Origin of the sequence: Streptomyces albidoflavus, assembly GCF_000719955.1 — a bacterium.
Taxonomy (GTDB): Bacteria; Actinomycetota; Actinomycetes; order Streptomycetales; family Streptomycetaceae; genus Streptomyces; species Streptomyces albidoflavus.
In genome coordinates this window covers 15,606-30,264 of sequence record NZ_JOII01000017.1, presented here as the reverse complement: position 1 = coordinate 30,264, position 14,659 = coordinate 15,606, and the positions used below count along the sequence as shown (strand labels likewise).

Sequence of the window (14,659 nt, the reverse complement as noted above, 5' to 3'; positions counted from 1 at the left end):
GTGCCCGATATCAGCGAACCCGTGCTCCAGCTGCTCCTCGCCGCCACCGTCGCCGGACCGCTCGTCGGCGCCGTCGCCGCCCTGCTGCCCGCCCCGCCCGGCCTCAAGGGCAAGAGCCCCGACCAGGCCGTGCTGCGCCACGGCGTCCTCGTCACCGGCGTGATCCTGCTGCTCACCCTCGCCCTGGCCGCCGGGTTCGACCACAGCAGGCCCTCGGTGATGCAGGCGAGCACCGACATCAGCTGGATCCCCGCCCTCGACATCCGCCTCCACCTGGGCGTCGACGGGATCTCGCTCCCCCTGCTCGTCCTCACCGCGCTCCTCACCTTCCTCTGCGCGCTCTACAGCTACTTCCGGCCCCCCACCGGGGCCTCGCCGAAGGCGTTCGTCGCGCTGCTGCTCCTGCTGGAGACCGGCACGCTCGCCACCTTCGCCGTCCTCGACCTGATCCTGTTCTTCCTGGCCTTCGAGACGGTCCTCATCCCCATGTACTTCCTCATCGCCCGCTGGGGCGGCGCCGCCCGCGAACAGGCGGCGGGGAAGTTCATCGTCTACACCCTCCTCGGCTCCGTGATCATGCTGCTCGGCCTGCTCCTCATCGGGTTGAAGGCAGGCACGTTCGACATGGTGGCGCTCGCCGCGGACGGCGGTTCGTCACTCTCTGTAACTGTACAGCTTGTGGCCGTCATCGCGGTAGGGCTCGGCCTCGCCGTCAAATCCCCGATGTGGCCGCTGCACAGCTGGCTCCCCGACGCGCACACCGCCGCGCCCACCGTCGGCTCGGTCCTCCTCGCCGGCGTCCTGCTGAAGATGGGCACCTATGGCTTCGTCCGCATCCTGCTGCCCGCCACCCCCGACGGCCTCCACGCCTTCGCCCCCTACCTGGGCGCCTTCGCCGCCGTCGGCATCGTCTACGGCTCGCTGGTCTGCCTCTCCCTGGTCCGCGAGGGCGGCAAGGGCGACCTCAAGCGCCTCATCGCGTACTCCTCCGTCGGCCACATGGGCTTCGTCCTGCTCGGCATCGCCACCATGACGCCCACCGGAGTCAACGGCGCCCTCTTCGCCAACGTCGCCCACGGCCTCATCACCGGCCTGCTCTTCTTCCTCGTCGGCGCCCTCAAGGACCGCACCGGCTCCACCGGCATCGACGCCCTCGCCGGCGTCGCCGGAGCCGCCCTCTACGGCCGCGCCCCACGCCTCGGCGCCCTCCTCGCCTTCGCCGCCGTCGCCTCGCTCGGCCTGCCGGGACTCGCCGGGTTCTGGGGCGAGATGCTCGCCATGTTCGGCGCCTTCCAGCCCGCCGCCGGACTCAGCCGCCCCGCCTTCCTCGTCTACCTCGGCCTCGCCGGACTCGGCACCCTGCTCACCGCCGCGTACCTGCTCCTCGTGGTCCGCCGGATCTGCATGGGCGCCGTCCCCGAGGGCGCCCCGCCGCTCGCCGACGTCCGGGGGCACGAAGCCGCCACCTGGACCCCGCTCGTCGCCCTGACCGTCCTCGCCGGAGTCTGGCCCGCAGTACTGCTCGGCCTCACCGACCCCGCCGTGCAGAAGCTTCTCGCAGGAGGCGCCTCATGACCGCGCCGGCCATGGCCGCCCTCGCCCAGCCCGCGCTCGCCGCCCAGGCGCAGTCCGTGGACTGGCTCGCGATCACCCCGCCGACCCTGACGGCCGTCCTCGCGCTGGCCGTCCTCGTCACCGACCTGTTCCTGCCCGAGCGCCGCAAACCACTCCTCGGAGTGATCACGCTCGCCGGACTCGCCGCCGCCCTGCTCACCCTGCTGCCCCTCATCGGCGAGGACCGCGCCACCTTCTGCGTCGCCGACACGGCGGGCGGCGCGTGCAGCTACACCGCCGACGGCTTCACCCTCGTCGTCCAGCTCCTCGTCCTCGGCGGCGCGCTGCTCACCGCCGTCCTCTCGCAGGCCGCCGTCCGCGACGACCGGCTCCCCGCCGGCGAGTACTGGTTCCTCCTGCTGGCCTCCGCCGCCGGAGCCGCCCTGCTGCCCGCCTCCCGCGACCTCGCCACCCTCGTCATCGCCCTCGAAGTGGCCTCCCTGCCCGCCTTCGCCCTGGTCGGGCTGCGCCGTGGGGAGCGCCGCTCCTCCGAGGCCGCGCTCAAGTTCTTCCTCTCCTCGGTCGCCGCCACCGCCGTCACCCTCCTCGGCGTCAGCTTCGTCTACGCCGTCACCGGCACCCTGCACCTCACCGAGATCGCCGAGCGCCTCCCCGGCGCCGACCCCGGGCTGCACACCCTCGCCCAGGCCGGCGTCGCCCTCACCCTCGTCGGCTTCGCCTTCAAGACCGCCGCCGCCCCCTTCCACTTCTGGGTCCCCGACACCTACACCGGCGCCCCCGTCCCGGTCGCCGGCTACCTCTCCGTGGTCGGCAAGACCGTCGGCCTGACCGGCATCGTCCTCGTCACCGTCCTCGCCTTCCCCTCCTACGGCGAGGTCTGGGGCCCGCTGCTCGCCGTCCTCGCCGCCGTCACCATGACCGCGGGCAACACCGCCGCCCTGCGCCAGCGCCCCGGCCGCCGCCACAGCGCCGTACGCCTGCTCGCCTGGTCCTCCGTCGGCCAGGCCGGCTACCTCCTGGTGCCGCTCGCCGCCGCCGCGTACACCGGCGCGCCCGACGCGGCCGTCGGCGCCACCCTCGCCTACGCCCTCATGTACGCCGCCGTGAACCTCGGCGCCTTCGCCGTCGTCGCCCTCGTCGCCCGCACCCGCCCGGCCGGCCGCCTCACCGACCACCGCGCGCTGTACGCCACCCACCCGGCCCACGCCCTGGCCCTCGGCTTCTTCCTGCTCTGCCTGGCCGGGCTGCCGCCAGGCGTCGTCGGCCTCTTCGCCAAGGTCGCCGTCTTCTCGGCCGCCGTCGAGGCCGGACTCGGCTGGCTCGCCGTCGTCATGGCCCTCAACGTCGTCGTCGCCCTCGTCTACTACCTGCGCTGGACCGCCCTGCTCTTCCGGCCCGCCGCCGAAGGGGCCACCGCCCTGCCGCGCGCCGTCCCCCGGCCGCTCACCGCCGCCGTCGCGCTGGCCGCCCTCATCGGCGTGGCCCTCTCGGGCGCCCCGCAGCTGATCCTCCGGTTCACCGGCACCGGCCTCTTCTGACCGGCCCCGGGCACGGGCCGTGCGGCCCCTTGCGCCCGGACGGCCGGGAACTGGTGCCGCCCGCCTCGCGTTGACCAGGGAGGGAGGGTCCACTGGGTGCAGAAGAACGCACCCGGTCCGCAAGGGCTCCCCTGCCGCACCATCCTGGAGGGCGTACCGTGCACCGCCGGCACAACGGGCTGAAAACCGCCGTACTCCTCGGGGGCCTGTCCGCGCTCATCCTCGTCATCGGCAGCTTCTTCGGCCGGACGGGGCTGTTCGTCGCGCTCCTCGTCGCTCTCGGCACCAACGCCTACGCGTACTGGAACAGCGACAAACTGGCCCTGCGCGCCATGCGGGCACGGCCGGTCAGCGAGTTCGAGGCGCCCCAGCTCTACCGCATGGTCCGGGACCTCTCGACGCAGGCCCGCCAGCCCATGCCCCGCCTCTACATCTCGCCCACCGAGGCCCCCAACGCCTTCGCCACCGGCCGCAACCCGCGCAACGCCGCGGTCTGCTGCACCGACGGCATCCTCCGCCTCCTCGACGAGCGCGAACTGCGCGGCGTCATCGGCCACGAGCTGAGCCACGTCTACAACCGCGACATCCTCATCTCCTCGGTCGCCGGAGCCCTCGCCTCCGTGATCATGTTCCTGGTCAACTTCGCCTGGCTGATCCCCGTCGGCCGCTCCGACAACGACGAGGGCCCCGGCCTCTTCGGCATGCTCCTGATCATGCTGCTCGGCCCGCTCGCCGCCTCCGTCATCCAGCTCGCCATCAGCCGCAGCCGCGAGTACGAGGCCGACGCCTCCGGCGCCCAGCTGACCGGAGACCCTCTGGCCCTCGCCTCCGCCCTGCGTAAGCTGGACGCCGGTACGAAACGGCTGCCGTTGCCCCCGGAACCGCGCATCGAGACGGCCAGCCACATGATGATCGCCAATCCCTTCCGTCCGGGGGAGACGATGGCGAAGATGTTCTCCACGCACCCGCCGATGGCGGAGCGCATCGCCCGACTCGAACAGATGGCAGGCCGTCGTTGAAGACCCTTCTGAACATCATCTGGCTGGTCCTGAGCGGCTTCTGGCTCTTCCTCGCCTACATGGTCGCCGGAGTGCTGCTCTGCATCACGATCATCGGCATCCCGTTCGGCGTCGCCGCGTTCCGGATCGGCGTCTACGCCCTCTGGCCCTTCGGCTACTCCGCCGTCGAGCGGCGCGACGCGGGCGCCCCGTCCTGCGTGGGGAACGTGCTGTGGCTGGTCCTGGCCGGCTGGTGGCTGGCGCTCGGCCACATCACCACCGGCATCGCCCTGTGCGTCACGATCATCGGCATCCCGCTGGGCATCGCCAACTTCAAGCTGATCCCCGTCTCCCTGATGCCGCTCGGCCGCGAGATCGTCCGTACCGACCAGCCCTTCGCGGCCCGCTGACGCCTCCGGGCAACCACGCGTCCGCCGTCCACGTCCTCCTGGGAGGACGGCGTCCGGGCACATGGAACGACGACCCGCACGGGGGACCGCGGTGTGTGCCGCGGAGGGGCCTGCGGTGAAGATCCACGACATGTACCCGCCCGACGCATGAACATGTTTGCGAGAGGCAGGATCACCGCATGGGCATCATCAGCTGGATCATTCTCGGCCTGCTGGCCGGAGCAATCGCGAAGATCATCCTCCCCGGGCGCGACCCGGGCGGTTTCATCGGCACCATCCTCATCGGCGTCGCGGGCGCCTTCATCGGCGGCTGGATATCCAGCCGCTTCCTGGACCGCCCCATCGCCAACGAGTTCTTCGACGCCGCCACCTGGGTCTCCGCCATCGGCGGCTCCCTGGTGCTGCTCATCGCCTACCGTCTGCTCTTCGGCCATTCCCGACGCTGAACCGCCGGCGGCCGCCCCTGACCAGGGGCGGCCGCCGTTGTGCCGTACGCCGTCGCGGTCCCCGGGTCAGCGGTAGTTGACGTACTGCAGCGCGAAGTCGAAGTCCTGGTTCTTCAGCAGGGCCTGCACGGCCTGGAGGTCGTCCCGGCTCTTGGAGCTGACGCGCAGCTCGTCACCCTGCACCTGCGCCTTGACGCCCTTCGGGCCCTCGTCGCGGATGAGCTTGGCGACCTTCTTGGCGTTCTCCTGCGAGATGCCCTCCTGGATGGAGGCGAAGAGCTTGTACTCCTTGCCCGAGAGCTGCGGCTCCCCGGCGTCCAGGGCCTTCAGCGAGATCCCGCGCTTGATCAGCTTGGACTGGAAGACGTCGAGGATGGCGTTGACCCGCTCCTCGGAGTTGGCCTCCATCAGGATCTTCTCGCCGGACCAGGCGATCGACGCCCCGACGTTCCTGAAGTCGTAACGCTGCGAGATCTCCTTGGCGGCCTGGTTGAGGGCGTTGTCGACCTCCTGCCGCTCGACCTTCGAGACGATGTCGAAACTGGAGTCGGCCATGTCCTGTGGCTCCTTGATTCGGTGGTGTGCTGGCAACGGTCGGGCAGAGCGGCGGCCGGGGTTCCGCCCCGGCCGCACCCGCAAAGACTAGCCACCACCGTCACCCCGGGCCCGCGAACAACCGAGTGGCGGACCACCCCCACGCATCAGGTATCGTTTACGTCGTTGCCACGGAGCACCGCCCCGAAGCGGGGCTGCGAGGCGGCATCCCAGGCGGTGTGCCCGAGCGGCCAAAGGGAGCAGACTGTAAATCTGCCGGCTCAGCCTTCCCAGGTTCGAATCCTGGCGCCGCCACACTGGGTGGAGATCCCCTCCTCCTGCTTCTCGAAGCAGGAGGAGGGGATCTTTCGTTTCCCGCTCCCCTTAAACAGCTTGATCAGGTTGCGCGCAGAGCCCAGAGTGACCTGGTCACGTCAGAACACAACGGGGAGAAGCAATGAGCATGACCAGGAAGATCTCGGCGGCGGGCCTCGCGGCGGTGGCGGTTCTCGGGCTCGGGCTGGCCTCGGCCGCCCCGGCGTCGGCCGCCGGGCCGACCGGCTGCAAGAGCTATGTCGACGCCAAGAGCGTCAAGGGCTACGCGGAGTGCGCCGGAGGCGCCGGTTACGTGCGGGTCATCGTGACGTGCCGGGACTACCGCGGGACCGATTCGAAGCACCGGGGCTCGTGGGTCGTCGCGAACTCGTCCGCCGCTTCGGTGTACAGCTGTGGCGGCCAGACGGCCTGGGCCGTGGCCGCCGCGCACGAGACGGCGATCCAGATCAACTGACCCGCAGCCGAGAGCCTGCCCCCTCCTTCCGCTCCGGAGCGGAAGGAGGGGGTTCGTCGTGTGTGCCGTGTGCGTCCGCGAAGCGGGCGGGACCGGATCAGTTGCCCGCGACGTCCTTCACCGCGACCGCCGCCGGGGTCTCGCCGGAGATCAGTTCCAGGGTGAGGCCCGCCGTGGCCGGGGTGTCGATCAGCTCCATCAGGACGCGGGCCACGTCGTCGCGCGGGACGCTGCCGCGGCCCGTGGAGGCTTCGAGGCGGACCTTGCCGGTGCCGGCGTCGTCGGTGAGGGAGCCGGGGCGCAGGACCGTCCAGTCGAGGTTCCGGTGGGCCCGGACCGCGTCGTCGGCGGCACCCTTGGCCCGGAGGTAGACGTCGAAGACCTCGTCGCCCGGGTGGCCGGCGTCGGCGGCCATCGAGGAGACGATCAGGAAGCGGCGCACCGAGGCGCGTTCGGCGGCGGTGGCGAAGAGTTCGGCGCCGTCGCGGTCCATGGTCTCCTTGCGGGCCGTGCCGCTGCCCGGGCCCGAGCCGGCCGCGAAGACCGCCGCGTCGGCGCCCCGCAGCACCTCGGTGACCTCCTCGACGGTCGCCGACTCCAGGTCGCACAGGACGGCCTGGGCGCCCGCCTCGCGCAGGTCGTCGACCTGCTCCGGGTTGCGGATCAGTCCTGTCACGTCGTCTCCGCGTGCGGCGAGCAGCCGCTCCAGCCGCAGGGCGATCTTTCCGTGTCCACCAGCGATGACAATGCGCATGATCCCGACCGTACGCCCGGCCGCCCCGTCCCGCCCGTCCAGCGCCGAACCGGCGTGCCGCTCAGGCCGGTTCGGTCCCGGTGCGCCCCTGCCGCGGCAGGTCGGAGACGGCCGCGGTGGCCGAGTCGCAGTACTCGCGCACCGCGCTGGTCCGGGCGACGACCCGGCCCCGGTGGACCACGATCCGGCTGTACCCGAGCGAGAGCGCCTCGGAGAGCCCCGTCCCCCGCACCGCCAACAGCTCCGCCGGGAACCCCGCCTCGATCCGCACGGGGGCGAGCCCGAGCGCCTCGCGGGCGGCGCCGGCCACCGCCTCGTACGCCTCGTCGGGGCGCAGCCCGTGCCGGGAGGCGAGCAGCTGGGCGGCCTGGAGGGGGTCGCCGCGGCCGACCGGGTTGGCGAGGTCGCGCAGGGCGCCGCTGCCGGCCGTGACACGGACCCCGGCGGCCCGCAGCAGGTGGACCGGGGTGTCGTGGCCCCGTCGGCGCTCCAGGCCGCCACAGGGGCCCTGCGGGAGGCAGACCACGGTGATGCCGGCGGCGGCCAGTGCCTCGGCGGTGCGTCCCGCGACGTCGGCGGGGAGGCGGCCGAGCCCGTCGCAGGGGCCGATGGTGACCCCGGGGCGCAGCCCGCCCGCCATCGCCGCGAGGCGGGTGAGGCGGACCGGGTCGGAGCCGTCGGTGTGCAGGTCGACCGGGCAGCCGTGCTGGGCGGCGGCGTCGAGGACGGCCTCGGCGCAGCCGGTCGGGTCCGGGTCCAGGTCGGGGCAGGCGCCGACGACGGAGGCGCCCATCTTGACCGCGTCGTGGAGCATGGCGAGCCCGTCGGCCCCGGCGACGCCGGTGAGCAGCCGGGGCATGGCGACGGCGGTCAGCTCGGTGAGGCCGCGGACCGCCCGGCGGGCCTGGAGGACGGCCTCCATGGCGCCGAGGCCCTGCACGTCGCCGATGCGCACGTGCGAGCGGAGCGCGGTGGCGCCGTGGCCGAGCTGGAGCAGGGCGGCCTCGGTGGCGCGGCGCTGGACGTCGGCCGGGTCGGGGGAGACGGGACCGGCGGCGTCGGCGGTGAGGGCGAGGTCGCTGTGGGCGTGCGGCTCGGCGGGGGCGGGGAGGAGCAGGTAGCCGCGGAGGTCGACGCGCAGGCCGAGCGGGGCGAGGCTGCCGGCGGTGCCGACGGCCTGGATGCGGCCGCGCCCGAGGCGGACGTCGACGGTGCGGCCGTCGGTGAGCGTGGCCCCGGTCAGCAGGACGTCGGCACCGCCCGGTCCGCCGGGTGACCCGGGGGAGCCGGGGGACGGCGAAGGCTGCGGCTGGCTGTCGGACATCGCGCTCCTGGGGGCTCGGGCGGCGGGCGGGCGCTGCTGACCCGCGGGCCGCACCCGTTCGGCCACCGCGGCACGGGCGCGGTGGGGCGGCGTCACGTTGCGTCGATCAAGATCACACCGTGTGTGGCCGAGCCTAGGCCGCCTCCGGAGCGCCATCGAGGAGGAGCGGATAAGTCGTACCGGCGTGGGCTGCGGGGGTCCGGCGCGGGCCGGGGGACCGCCGGGACCTGCGAGGACGGTGGGGCGGGCGGGTCCGGCCGGGGCGAGTGCCAGGGGTGCCGAATCGGATTTGGGCGATCGGCGGGTGGGCGTGTAATGTCTTCCTCGCTCGCCCCAATAGCTCAGTCGGCAGAGCGTCTCCATGGTAAGGAGAAGGTCAACGGTTCGATTCCGTTTTGGGGCTCTGGTGTGAAAGGGGCCTCCGCCTTCGGGCGGGGGTCCGGATCACATCGCAGCGGTGTAGCTCAGTCGGTAGAGCAAGCGGCTCATAATCGCTGTGTCACCGGTTCAAGTCCGGTCACCGCTACGAAAAGTAGCCGATTGTGGGGTCGGTCCTTCGATCGGCTACTCTTTTTTGTGCAAGACCTTTCCATCCGTTCGTCATCAGGAGCACTCACGTGGCTGCCACCGACGTCCGCCCGAAGATCACGCTGGCCTGCGTGGAGTGCAAGGAGCGGAACTACATCACCAAGAAGAACCGGCGTAACAACCCGGACCGACTGGAGATGAAGAAGCACTGCCCGCGCTGCAACGCGCACACCGCGCACCGCGAGACGCGTTGATCGAGGGCTGATCAAACAGGCTCGTCCATGAGGCCGTCCCCTTCCGAGGGGGCGGCCTCATGGCGTTTGTGCAGACCGCCGCCGGTGCTGTCGGCGCGGGGTGCCAGGATGAGTCGTACGACACAAGTTCCGGTGAACCAGGAGGTATCGGGCCCATGGCGCTCGACCAGTCCTTCGTGGGGCGGACGTATCCGCCCACCGAGCCCTACGAAGTGGGCCGCGAGAAGATCCGCGAGTTCGCCCAGGCGGTGGGCGACACCAGTCCGGTGTACACCGACGTCGAGGCGGCCAAGGCGCTCGGGTACGCGGACGTGATCGCCCCGCCGACCTTCGTGTTCTCCCTCACGTTCCGCGAGGCCGGGCAGGTGATCGAGGACCCGCAGCTCGGCCTGGACTACAGCCGGGTGGTCCACGGCGACCAGAAGTTCGCGTACACGCGGCCCGTGCGGGCCGGGGACCGGCTGACGGTGACCTCGGTCATCGAGGCGATCAAGTCCATGGCGGGCAACGACATCCTCGACATCCGCGGCGAGGTCCACGACGAGGCCGGCGAGCACGTGGTGACCGCCTGGACCAAGCTGGTGGCCCGCGCCGCCGAGGAGGGATGAGCCGGATGGCCGCGAAGATCTCCCACGCCGACGTCGAGGTCGGCACCGAACTCCCCACGCAGAGCTTCCCGGTGACCCGCGCCACCCTGGTGCGGTACGCGGGCGCCTCCGGCGACTTCAACCCGATCCACTGGAACGAGCGGTTCGCCAAGGAGGTCGGCCTGCCCGACGTCATCGCGCACGGCATGTTCACCATGGCCGAGGCGATCCGGGTGGTCACCGACTGGACCGGCGACCCGGGCGCCGTCGTCGACTACGGCGTCCGCTTCACCAAGCCGGTCGTCGTCCCCGACGACGACACCGGCGCCCTGATCGAGGTCTCCGGCAAGGTCGCGGTCAAGAACGACGACGGCACCGTCCGCGTCGACCTCACCGCCATGAGCGACGGCAAGAAGGTGCTCGGCATGAGCCGGGCCACCGTCCGGCTGGCCTGAGCCGGGCGGCGGGGGCAGGTCGCGCGACCGGCCTGCCCCCGTACGCTGGTGCCGTGCAGGAACTCCATGACGCTCCCCTCGCCCCGCTGACCACCTTCCGCCTGGGCGGGCCCGCGACCAGGCTGCTGACGGCCACCACCGACGACGAGGTGATCGCCGCAGTCCGCGAGGCCGACGCCTCCGGGACCCCGCTGCTGGTCATCGGCGGCGGCTCCAACCTCGTCATCGGGGACAAGGGCTTCGAGGGCACCGCGCTGCTCCTCGCCACCAAGGGCTTCCGTCTCGACGGCACCGCACTGGAACTGGCGGCCGGCGAGGTCTGGACCGACGCCGTCGCCCGCACCGTCGAGGCCGGGCTCGCCGGGATCGAGTGCCTCGCCGGAATCCCCGGCTCCGCCGGCGCCGTCCCCGTGCAGAACGTCGGGGCGTACGGCCAGGAGGTCGCCCAGACCATCACCGAGGTGGTCGCCTACGACCGCCGCGCCCAGGAGACCGTCACCCTCACCGCCGAGGAGTGCGCCTTCTCCTACCGGCACAGCCGCTTCAAGGCCGACCCCGAGCGGTACGTCGTACTCCGCGTCCGCTTCCGCCTGGAGGACGCCGACGGGCTCTCCGCCCCCCTCCGGTACGCCGAGACGGCCCGCGCCCTCGGCACCGAGCAGGGCGAGCGGGTCGCGCTCACCGAGGCCCGGGAGACGGTGCTCAAGCTCCGCGCGGGCAAGGGCATGGTGCTCGACCCGGAGGACCACGACACCTGGTCGGCCGGCTCCTTCTTCACCAACCCGATCCTCGACGACGCCCAGCTCGCCGCCTTCCTCGGCCGCGTCGCCGACCGCCTCGGCCCCGACGTCCACCCGCCGGCCTTCCCCGCCGGCGAGGGCCGCACCAAGACCTCGGCCGCCTGGCTGATCGACAAGGCCGGCTTCACCAAGGGGTACGGCGAGGGACCCGCCCGCATCTCCACCAAGCACACCCTCGCCCTGACCAACCGGGGCTCCGCCACCACCGAGGACCTGCTCGCGCTCGCCCGCGAGGTGGTCGCCGGGGTCCGGGACGCCTTCGGGGTGACGCTGGTCAACGAGCCGGTGACGGTCGGCGTCGAACTCTGAGCCGGAGGGCGGCCGTCAGTACGCGACCCCCACGCCCCGGCGGACCGTGCCCGGGTCCTCGACGGCGCCCAGCATCGCGTGGGCGGTGTCGGCCCGGGAGAGGGAGCGGCCGGCGCGCGGGTTGCCGCCGGTGACGCGGCGGTAGGTGCCGGTCAGCGGGCCGTCGGTCAGGCGGGGCGGGCGCACCGCCGTCCACTCGGTGCCGGAACGGGCCAGCAGGGCCTCGGCGCCGGCGAGGTCGGCGTAGACCTCCCCGAAGACCTGGCGGACGACGGCGAGGGTGAGCCGGGCCGTCAGGGGCTCGTCCGGGGGCGGCTGGACCACCGGGGCCGCGCTCACCATGACCAGGCGGCGGACGCCCTCGGCCTCCATCGCCGCGACGACGGCGCCGGTCAGCCGGGTGACCAGGCCGTCCGTACGGCGGCCGCGCGCACCGAGGCCGGAGAGGACCGCGTCGCGGCCCGCCAGCAGCGGGCCGAGCGCCGAGGCGTCGGCGAGGTCGGCGCGGGCCACCTCCAGCCGCTCACCGCCGGCCTTCAGTGCCGCCGGGTCGCGGACCACCGCCGTGACCTCGTGGCCGGCCTCCAGCGCCTGCCGGACGACCTCGCCGCCGACACCGCCCGTCGCGCCGAACACCGTGATCCGCATGGCAACTCCTCGGGTGAGAGACGGGGTCAGGCCGGGTCGCGCAGGTCGGCCCGGTCGCGCGGGGCCGCCTCGTCGCGGGCGGTCGGCACCGAGGTACCGGTCAGCCACGCGTCGATGTCCGCCAGCAGCCCGCGCCGCACCTCCTCCGGCGCCGCCGAGCCACGTACCGACTGGCGGGCCAGCTCGGCCAGTTCGGCGTCGCTGAAGCCGTGCTCGCGGCGGGCGATCTCGTACTGGGCGGCCAGCCGGGAGCCGAAGAGGAGCGGGTCGTCGGCGCCGAGGGCGAGCGGGACGCCCGCGTCGAAGAGGGTGCGCAGCGGGACGTCGCCCTCCTTGTCGTAGACGCCGAGCGCCACGTTGGAGGCGGGGCAGACCTCGCAGGTGATCTGGCGGTCGGCGAGAAGACCCAGCAGCCGGGGGTCCTCGGCGGCGCGGACGCCGTGGCCGATCCGGGCGGCGTCCAGGTCGTCGAGGCAGGAGCGGATGGAGGCGGGGCCGCTCAGCTCGCCGCCGTGCGGGGCCGCGAGCAGGCCGCCCTCGCGGGCGATGGCGAAGGCCCGGTCGAAGTCGCGGGCCATGCCGCGCCGCTCGTCGTTGGAGAGGCCGAAGCCGACGATGCCCCGGTCCGCGTACCGCACCGCGAGGCGGGCCAGGGTCCGGGCGTCCAGCGGGTGCTTCATCCGGTTGGCGGCGACCACCACGCGCATCCCGAGCCCGGTCTCCCGCGACGCGCTGTCGACCGCGTCCAGGATGATCTCCAGCGCCGGGGTGAGCCCGCCGAGCAGCGGGGCGTACGAGGTCGGGTCGACCTGGATCTCCAGCCAGCGCGAGCCGTCCCGTACGTCCTCCTCGGCCGCCTCGCGGACCAGCCGCCGGATGTCGTCCGGCTCACGCAGGCAGGAGCGGGCGGTGTCGTAGAGGCGCTGGAAGCGGAACCAGCCGCGTTCGTCGGTGGCGCGGAGCTTCGGCGGGCGCCCCGAGGTGAGCGCATCCGGCAGCCGCACCCCGTACTTGTCCGCCAGCTCCAGCAGCGTGCCGGGCCGCATCGAGCCGGTGAAGTGCAGATGGAGGTGGGCCTTGGGCAGCAGCCGCACGTCGCGGGCGGTCGGGGTGCGCAGGGGTCCTCCCGAAGAACTCAACATCCCAGGATCTTGCCGTACGCCTGCCCCCGGGCGGCAACGGGATTCCCCGTACGGGTGGTTGCCCGAACGCAGAAACGGCTGCGGCGCGGGTCCCCGGCGCTCCGGGGACCCGCGCCGCAGCGCGTGGGAAGGCGTCCGCTCAGTCGCGGGCCTCGGCCAGCAGCTTCTGCATCCGGGAGACGCCCTCGACCAGGTCGTCGTCGCCGAGCGCGTAGGAGAGCCGCAGGTAGCCGGGGGTGCCGAACGCCTCGCCCGGGACCACCGCGACCTCGACCTCCTCCAGGATCAGCGCGGCCAGCTCGACCGAGCTCTGCGGGCGCCTGCCGCGGATCTCCTTGCCGAGCAGCCCCTTCACCGACGGGTACGCGTAGAAGGCGCCCTCCGGCTCCGGGCAGACGACGCCGTCGATCTCGCCGAGCATCCGCACGATGGTCCGGCGGCGGCGGTCGAAGGCCTCGCGCATCTTCTCCACCGCCGACAGGTCGCCGGAGACGGCCGCGAGCGCGGCGGCCTGGGCGACGTTGGAGACGTTGGAGGTGGCGTGCGACTGGAGGTTGGTGGCCGCATTGACGATGTCCTTGGGGCCGATGATCCACCCGACCCGCCAGCCGGTCATCGCGTACGTCTTGGCGACGCCGTTGACCACGACGCACTTGTCGCGCAGCTCGGGGACGATCGCGGGGAGCGAGGTGAACTCGGCGTCGCCGTAGACGAGGTGCTCGTAGATCTCGTCGGTCATCACCCACAGGCCGTGCTCGGCGGCCCAGCGGCCGATCGCCTCGGTCTGCGCGCGGTCGTAGACGGCGCCCGTCGGGTTGGAGGGCGAGACGAAGAGGACGACCTTGGTCCGCTCGGTGCGGGCCGCCTCCAGCTGCTCCACGGAGACCCGGTACCCGGTGGTCTCGTCGGCGACGACCTCCACCGGGACACCCCCGGCCAGCCGGATCGACTCGGGGTATGTCGTCCAGTACGGCGCCGGGACGATGACCTCGTCGCCCGGGTCGAGCATCGCGGCGAACGCCTCGTAGATGGCCTGCTTGCCGCCGTTGGTCACCAGGATCTGGGCCGGGTCGACCTCGTAGCCGGAGTCGCGGAGCGTCTTGGCGGCGATGGCGGCCTTCAGCTCGGGGAGCCCGCCGGCCGGCGTGTAGCGGTGGTTCCGGGGGTTCTTGCACGCCTCGACGGCGGCGTCGACGATGTAGTCGGGGGTCGGGAAGTCCGGTTCACCGGCCCCGAATCCGATGACGGGACGCCCGGCGGCCTTGAGGGCCTTGGCCTTCGCGTCGACGGCGAGAGTGGCGGACTCGGAGATCGCGCCGATGCGCGCGGAGACCCGGCGCTCGGTGGGAGGGGTTGCAGCGCTCATGGGCCCCATGGTTCCAGACCGGAAACACGGCGGGCACACGGGTTTCATCCCTCGGTCACCCGCCCCGGCGGGCCCGGCGGAGGATCGTGTTCGACGCCCGGCCTGAGAACACGTACACTCTCACCTCGTTGGCCCTCAGCGGGCCGCACTGATCACCGGCACACAGTGCACGGGAGCGGATGCGGTACGTTGGGGTACATC

At 72.7% G+C, this 14,659-nt stretch carries 16 protein-coding genes and 3 tRNA genes; 13 read left to right on the top strand and 6 right to left on the bottom strand.

The features are described from left to right. From IF45_RS0118640 to IF45_RS0118620, 5 genes are all read left to right on the top strand, one after another. Positions 1-1,575 (top strand): complex I subunit 4 family protein, encoded by a 1,575-nt coding sequence (locus IF45_RS0118640; protein WP_010638892.1) that lies wholly within the window; start codon positions 1-3, stop codon positions 1,573-1,575. Then, positions 1,572-3,113 (top strand): NADH-quinone oxidoreductase subunit N, encoded by a 1,542-nt coding sequence (locus IF45_RS0118635; RefSeq protein WP_015507714.1) that lies wholly within the window; start codon positions 1,572-1,574, stop codon positions 3,111-3,113. The genes IF45_RS0118640 and IF45_RS0118635 overlap by 4 nt, the downstream gene beginning before the upstream one ends. 158 nt (positions 3,114-3,271) lie before the next feature. Then, the gene (gene htpX, locus IF45_RS0118630) at positions 3,272-4,132 is read left to right on the top strand and encodes a zinc metalloprotease HtpX (RefSeq protein ID WP_003948679.1); all 861 of its coding nucleotides are present in this window, start codon (positions 3,272-3,274) and stop codon (positions 4,130-4,132) included. Next, positions 4,129-4,521 carry a YccF domain-containing protein gene (locus IF45_RS0118625; protein ID WP_003948678.1) on the top strand — a complete coding sequence of 131 codons (393 nt, stop codon included), beginning with the start codon at positions 4,129-4,131 and terminating at the stop codon, positions 4,519-4,521. The genes htpX and IF45_RS0118625 overlap by 4 nt, the downstream gene beginning before the upstream one ends. Positions 4,522-4,700: 179 nt before the next feature. After that, entirely contained in the window at positions 4,701-4,967 is a 267-nt protein-coding gene (locus tag IF45_RS0118620) for a GlsB/YeaQ/YmgE family stress response membrane protein (protein WP_003948677.1), read from the top strand. A 66-nt stretch (positions 4,968-5,033) separates the two neighbouring features. On the opposite strand, the gene IF45_RS0118615 is transcribed toward IF45_RS0118620, so the two are convergent. Further along, positions 5,034-5,522: a YajQ family cyclic di-GMP-binding protein gene (locus IF45_RS0118615; protein WP_003948676.1), complete on the bottom strand. Its 489-nt coding sequence runs from the start codon at positions 5,520-5,522 to the stop codon at positions 5,034-5,036. Positions 5,523-5,734: 212 nt separating this feature from the next. Here IF45_RS0118615 and IF45_RS0118610 point away from each other — a divergent pair. Both IF45_RS0118610 and IF45_RS0118605 read left to right on the top strand, forming a co-directional pair. Further along, positions 5,735-5,816, top strand: a tRNA-Tyr gene (locus IF45_RS0118610). 148 nt (positions 5,817-5,964) lie between these two features. Further along, on the top strand, positions 5,965-6,291 hold the full coding sequence (locus tag IF45_RS0118605; protein ID WP_226660291.1) for a hypothetical protein: 327 nt from the start codon (positions 5,965-5,967) through the stop codon (positions 6,289-6,291). 97 nt (positions 6,292-6,388) lie between these two features. Here IF45_RS0118605 and IF45_RS0118600 read toward each other — a convergent pair whose 3' ends face one another. Further along, positions 6,389-7,045: an SDR family oxidoreductase gene (locus IF45_RS0118600; RefSeq protein WP_003948674.1), complete on the bottom strand. Its 657-nt coding sequence runs from the start codon at positions 7,043-7,045 to the stop codon at positions 6,389-6,391. A gap of 61 nt (positions 7,046-7,106) precedes the next feature. Further along, positions 7,107-8,369, bottom strand: coding sequence for an amidohydrolase family protein (locus IF45_RS0118595; protein ID WP_008408116.1), 1,263 nt, complete (start codon positions 8,367-8,369; stop codon positions 7,107-7,109). 330 nt (positions 8,370-8,699) lie between these two features. Between IF45_RS0118595 and IF45_RS0118590 the strand changes: the two genes are divergently transcribed. From IF45_RS0118590 to IF45_RS0118565, 6 genes are all read left to right on the top strand, one after another. Then, a tRNA-Thr gene (locus tag IF45_RS0118590) sits at positions 8,700-8,772 on the top strand. Between the two features lie 50 nt (positions 8,773-8,822). Beyond that, positions 8,823-8,895: transfer RNA gene (locus tag IF45_RS0118585), tRNA-Met, on the top strand. Between the two features lie 91 nt (positions 8,896-8,986). Beyond that, on the top strand, positions 8,987-9,151 hold the full coding sequence (gene rpmG / locus IF45_RS0118580; protein ID WP_003948671.1) for a 50S ribosomal protein L33: 165 nt from the start codon (positions 8,987-8,989) through the stop codon (positions 9,149-9,151). Positions 9,152-9,306: 155 nt separating this feature from the next. After that, positions 9,307-9,759, top strand: coding sequence for a MaoC family dehydratase N-terminal domain-containing protein (locus tag IF45_RS0118575; RefSeq protein ID WP_003948670.1), 453 nt, complete (start codon positions 9,307-9,309; stop codon positions 9,757-9,759). Positions 9,760-9,764: 5 nt separating this feature from the next. After that, positions 9,765-10,193 (top strand): MaoC family dehydratase, encoded by a 429-nt coding sequence (locus IF45_RS0118570; protein WP_030308455.1) that lies wholly within the window; start codon positions 9,765-9,767, stop codon positions 10,191-10,193. Positions 10,194-10,246: 53 nt separating this feature from the next. Then, the gene (locus IF45_RS0118565) at positions 10,247-11,302 is read left to right on the top strand and encodes a UDP-N-acetylmuramate dehydrogenase (protein ID WP_010638881.1); all 1,056 of its coding nucleotides are present in this window, start codon (positions 10,247-10,249) and stop codon (positions 11,300-11,302) included. A 15-nt stretch (positions 11,303-11,317) separates the two neighbouring features. Here IF45_RS0118565 and IF45_RS0118560 read toward each other — a convergent pair whose 3' ends face one another. The 3 genes from IF45_RS0118560 to IF45_RS0118550 all read right to left on the bottom strand — a co-directional run bounded on the left by IF45_RS0118560 (position 11,318) and on the right by IF45_RS0118550 (position 14,458). Further along, positions 11,318-11,950 (bottom strand): NAD(P)-dependent oxidoreductase, encoded by a 633-nt coding sequence (locus tag IF45_RS0118560; protein ID WP_030308453.1) that lies wholly within the window; start codon positions 11,948-11,950, stop codon positions 11,318-11,320. 26 nt (positions 11,951-11,976) lie between these two features. Next, positions 11,977-13,092, bottom strand: coding sequence for an adenosine deaminase (locus IF45_RS0118555; protein ID WP_008408100.1), 1,116 nt, complete (start codon positions 13,090-13,092; stop codon positions 11,977-11,979). A gap of 139 nt (positions 13,093-13,231) precedes the next feature. Further along, positions 13,232-14,458, bottom strand: a complete 1,227-nt coding sequence (locus IF45_RS0118550) for a pyridoxal phosphate-dependent aminotransferase (RefSeq protein WP_030308451.1) — start codon at positions 14,456-14,458, stop codon at positions 13,232-13,234. Positions 14,459-14,659 lie beyond the last annotated feature (201 nt).

Bases quoted from the DNA above. Each gene is read 5' to 3' on its own strand.
- IF45_RS0118635 (WP_015507714.1), top strand. From the start codon at position 1,572: ATGACCGCGCCGGCCATGGCCGCCCTCGCCCAGCCCGCGCTCGCCGCC.
- IF45_RS0118620 (WP_003948677.1), top strand. From the start codon at position 4,701: ATGGGCATCATCAGCTGGATCATTCTCGGCCTGCTGGCCGGAGCAATC.
- IF45_RS0118615 (WP_003948676.1), bottom strand. From the start codon at position 5,522: ATGGCCGACTCCAGTTTCGACATCGTCTCGAAGGTCGAGCGGCAGGAG.
- IF45_RS0118605 (WP_226660291.1), top strand. From the start codon at position 5,965: ATGACCAGGAAGATCTCGGCGGCGGGCCTCGCGGCGGTGGCGGTTCTC.
- IF45_RS0118600 (WP_003948674.1), bottom strand. From the start codon at position 7,045: ATGCGCATTGTCATCGCTGGTGGACACGGAAAGATCGCCCTGCGGCTG.
- IF45_RS0118595 (WP_008408116.1), bottom strand. From the start codon at position 8,369: ATGTCCGACAGCCAGCCGCAGCCTTCGCCGTCCCCCGGCTCCCCCGGG.
- IF45_RS0118575 (WP_003948670.1), top strand. From the start codon at position 9,307: ATGGCGCTCGACCAGTCCTTCGTGGGGCGGACGTATCCGCCCACCGAG.
- IF45_RS0118570 (WP_030308455.1), top strand. From the start codon at position 9,765: ATGGCCGCGAAGATCTCCCACGCCGACGTCGAGGTCGGCACCGAACTC.
- IF45_RS0118560 (WP_030308453.1), bottom strand. From the start codon at position 11,950: ATGCGGATCACGGTGTTCGGCGCGACGGGCGGTGTCGGCGGCGAGGTC.
- IF45_RS0118555 (WP_008408100.1), bottom strand. From the start codon at position 13,092: ATGTTGAGTTCTTCGGGAGGACCCCTGCGCACCCCGACCGCCCGCGAC.
- IF45_RS0118550 (WP_030308451.1), bottom strand. From the start codon at position 14,458: ATGAGCGCTGCAACCCCTCCCACCGAGCGCCGGGTCTCCGCGCGCATC.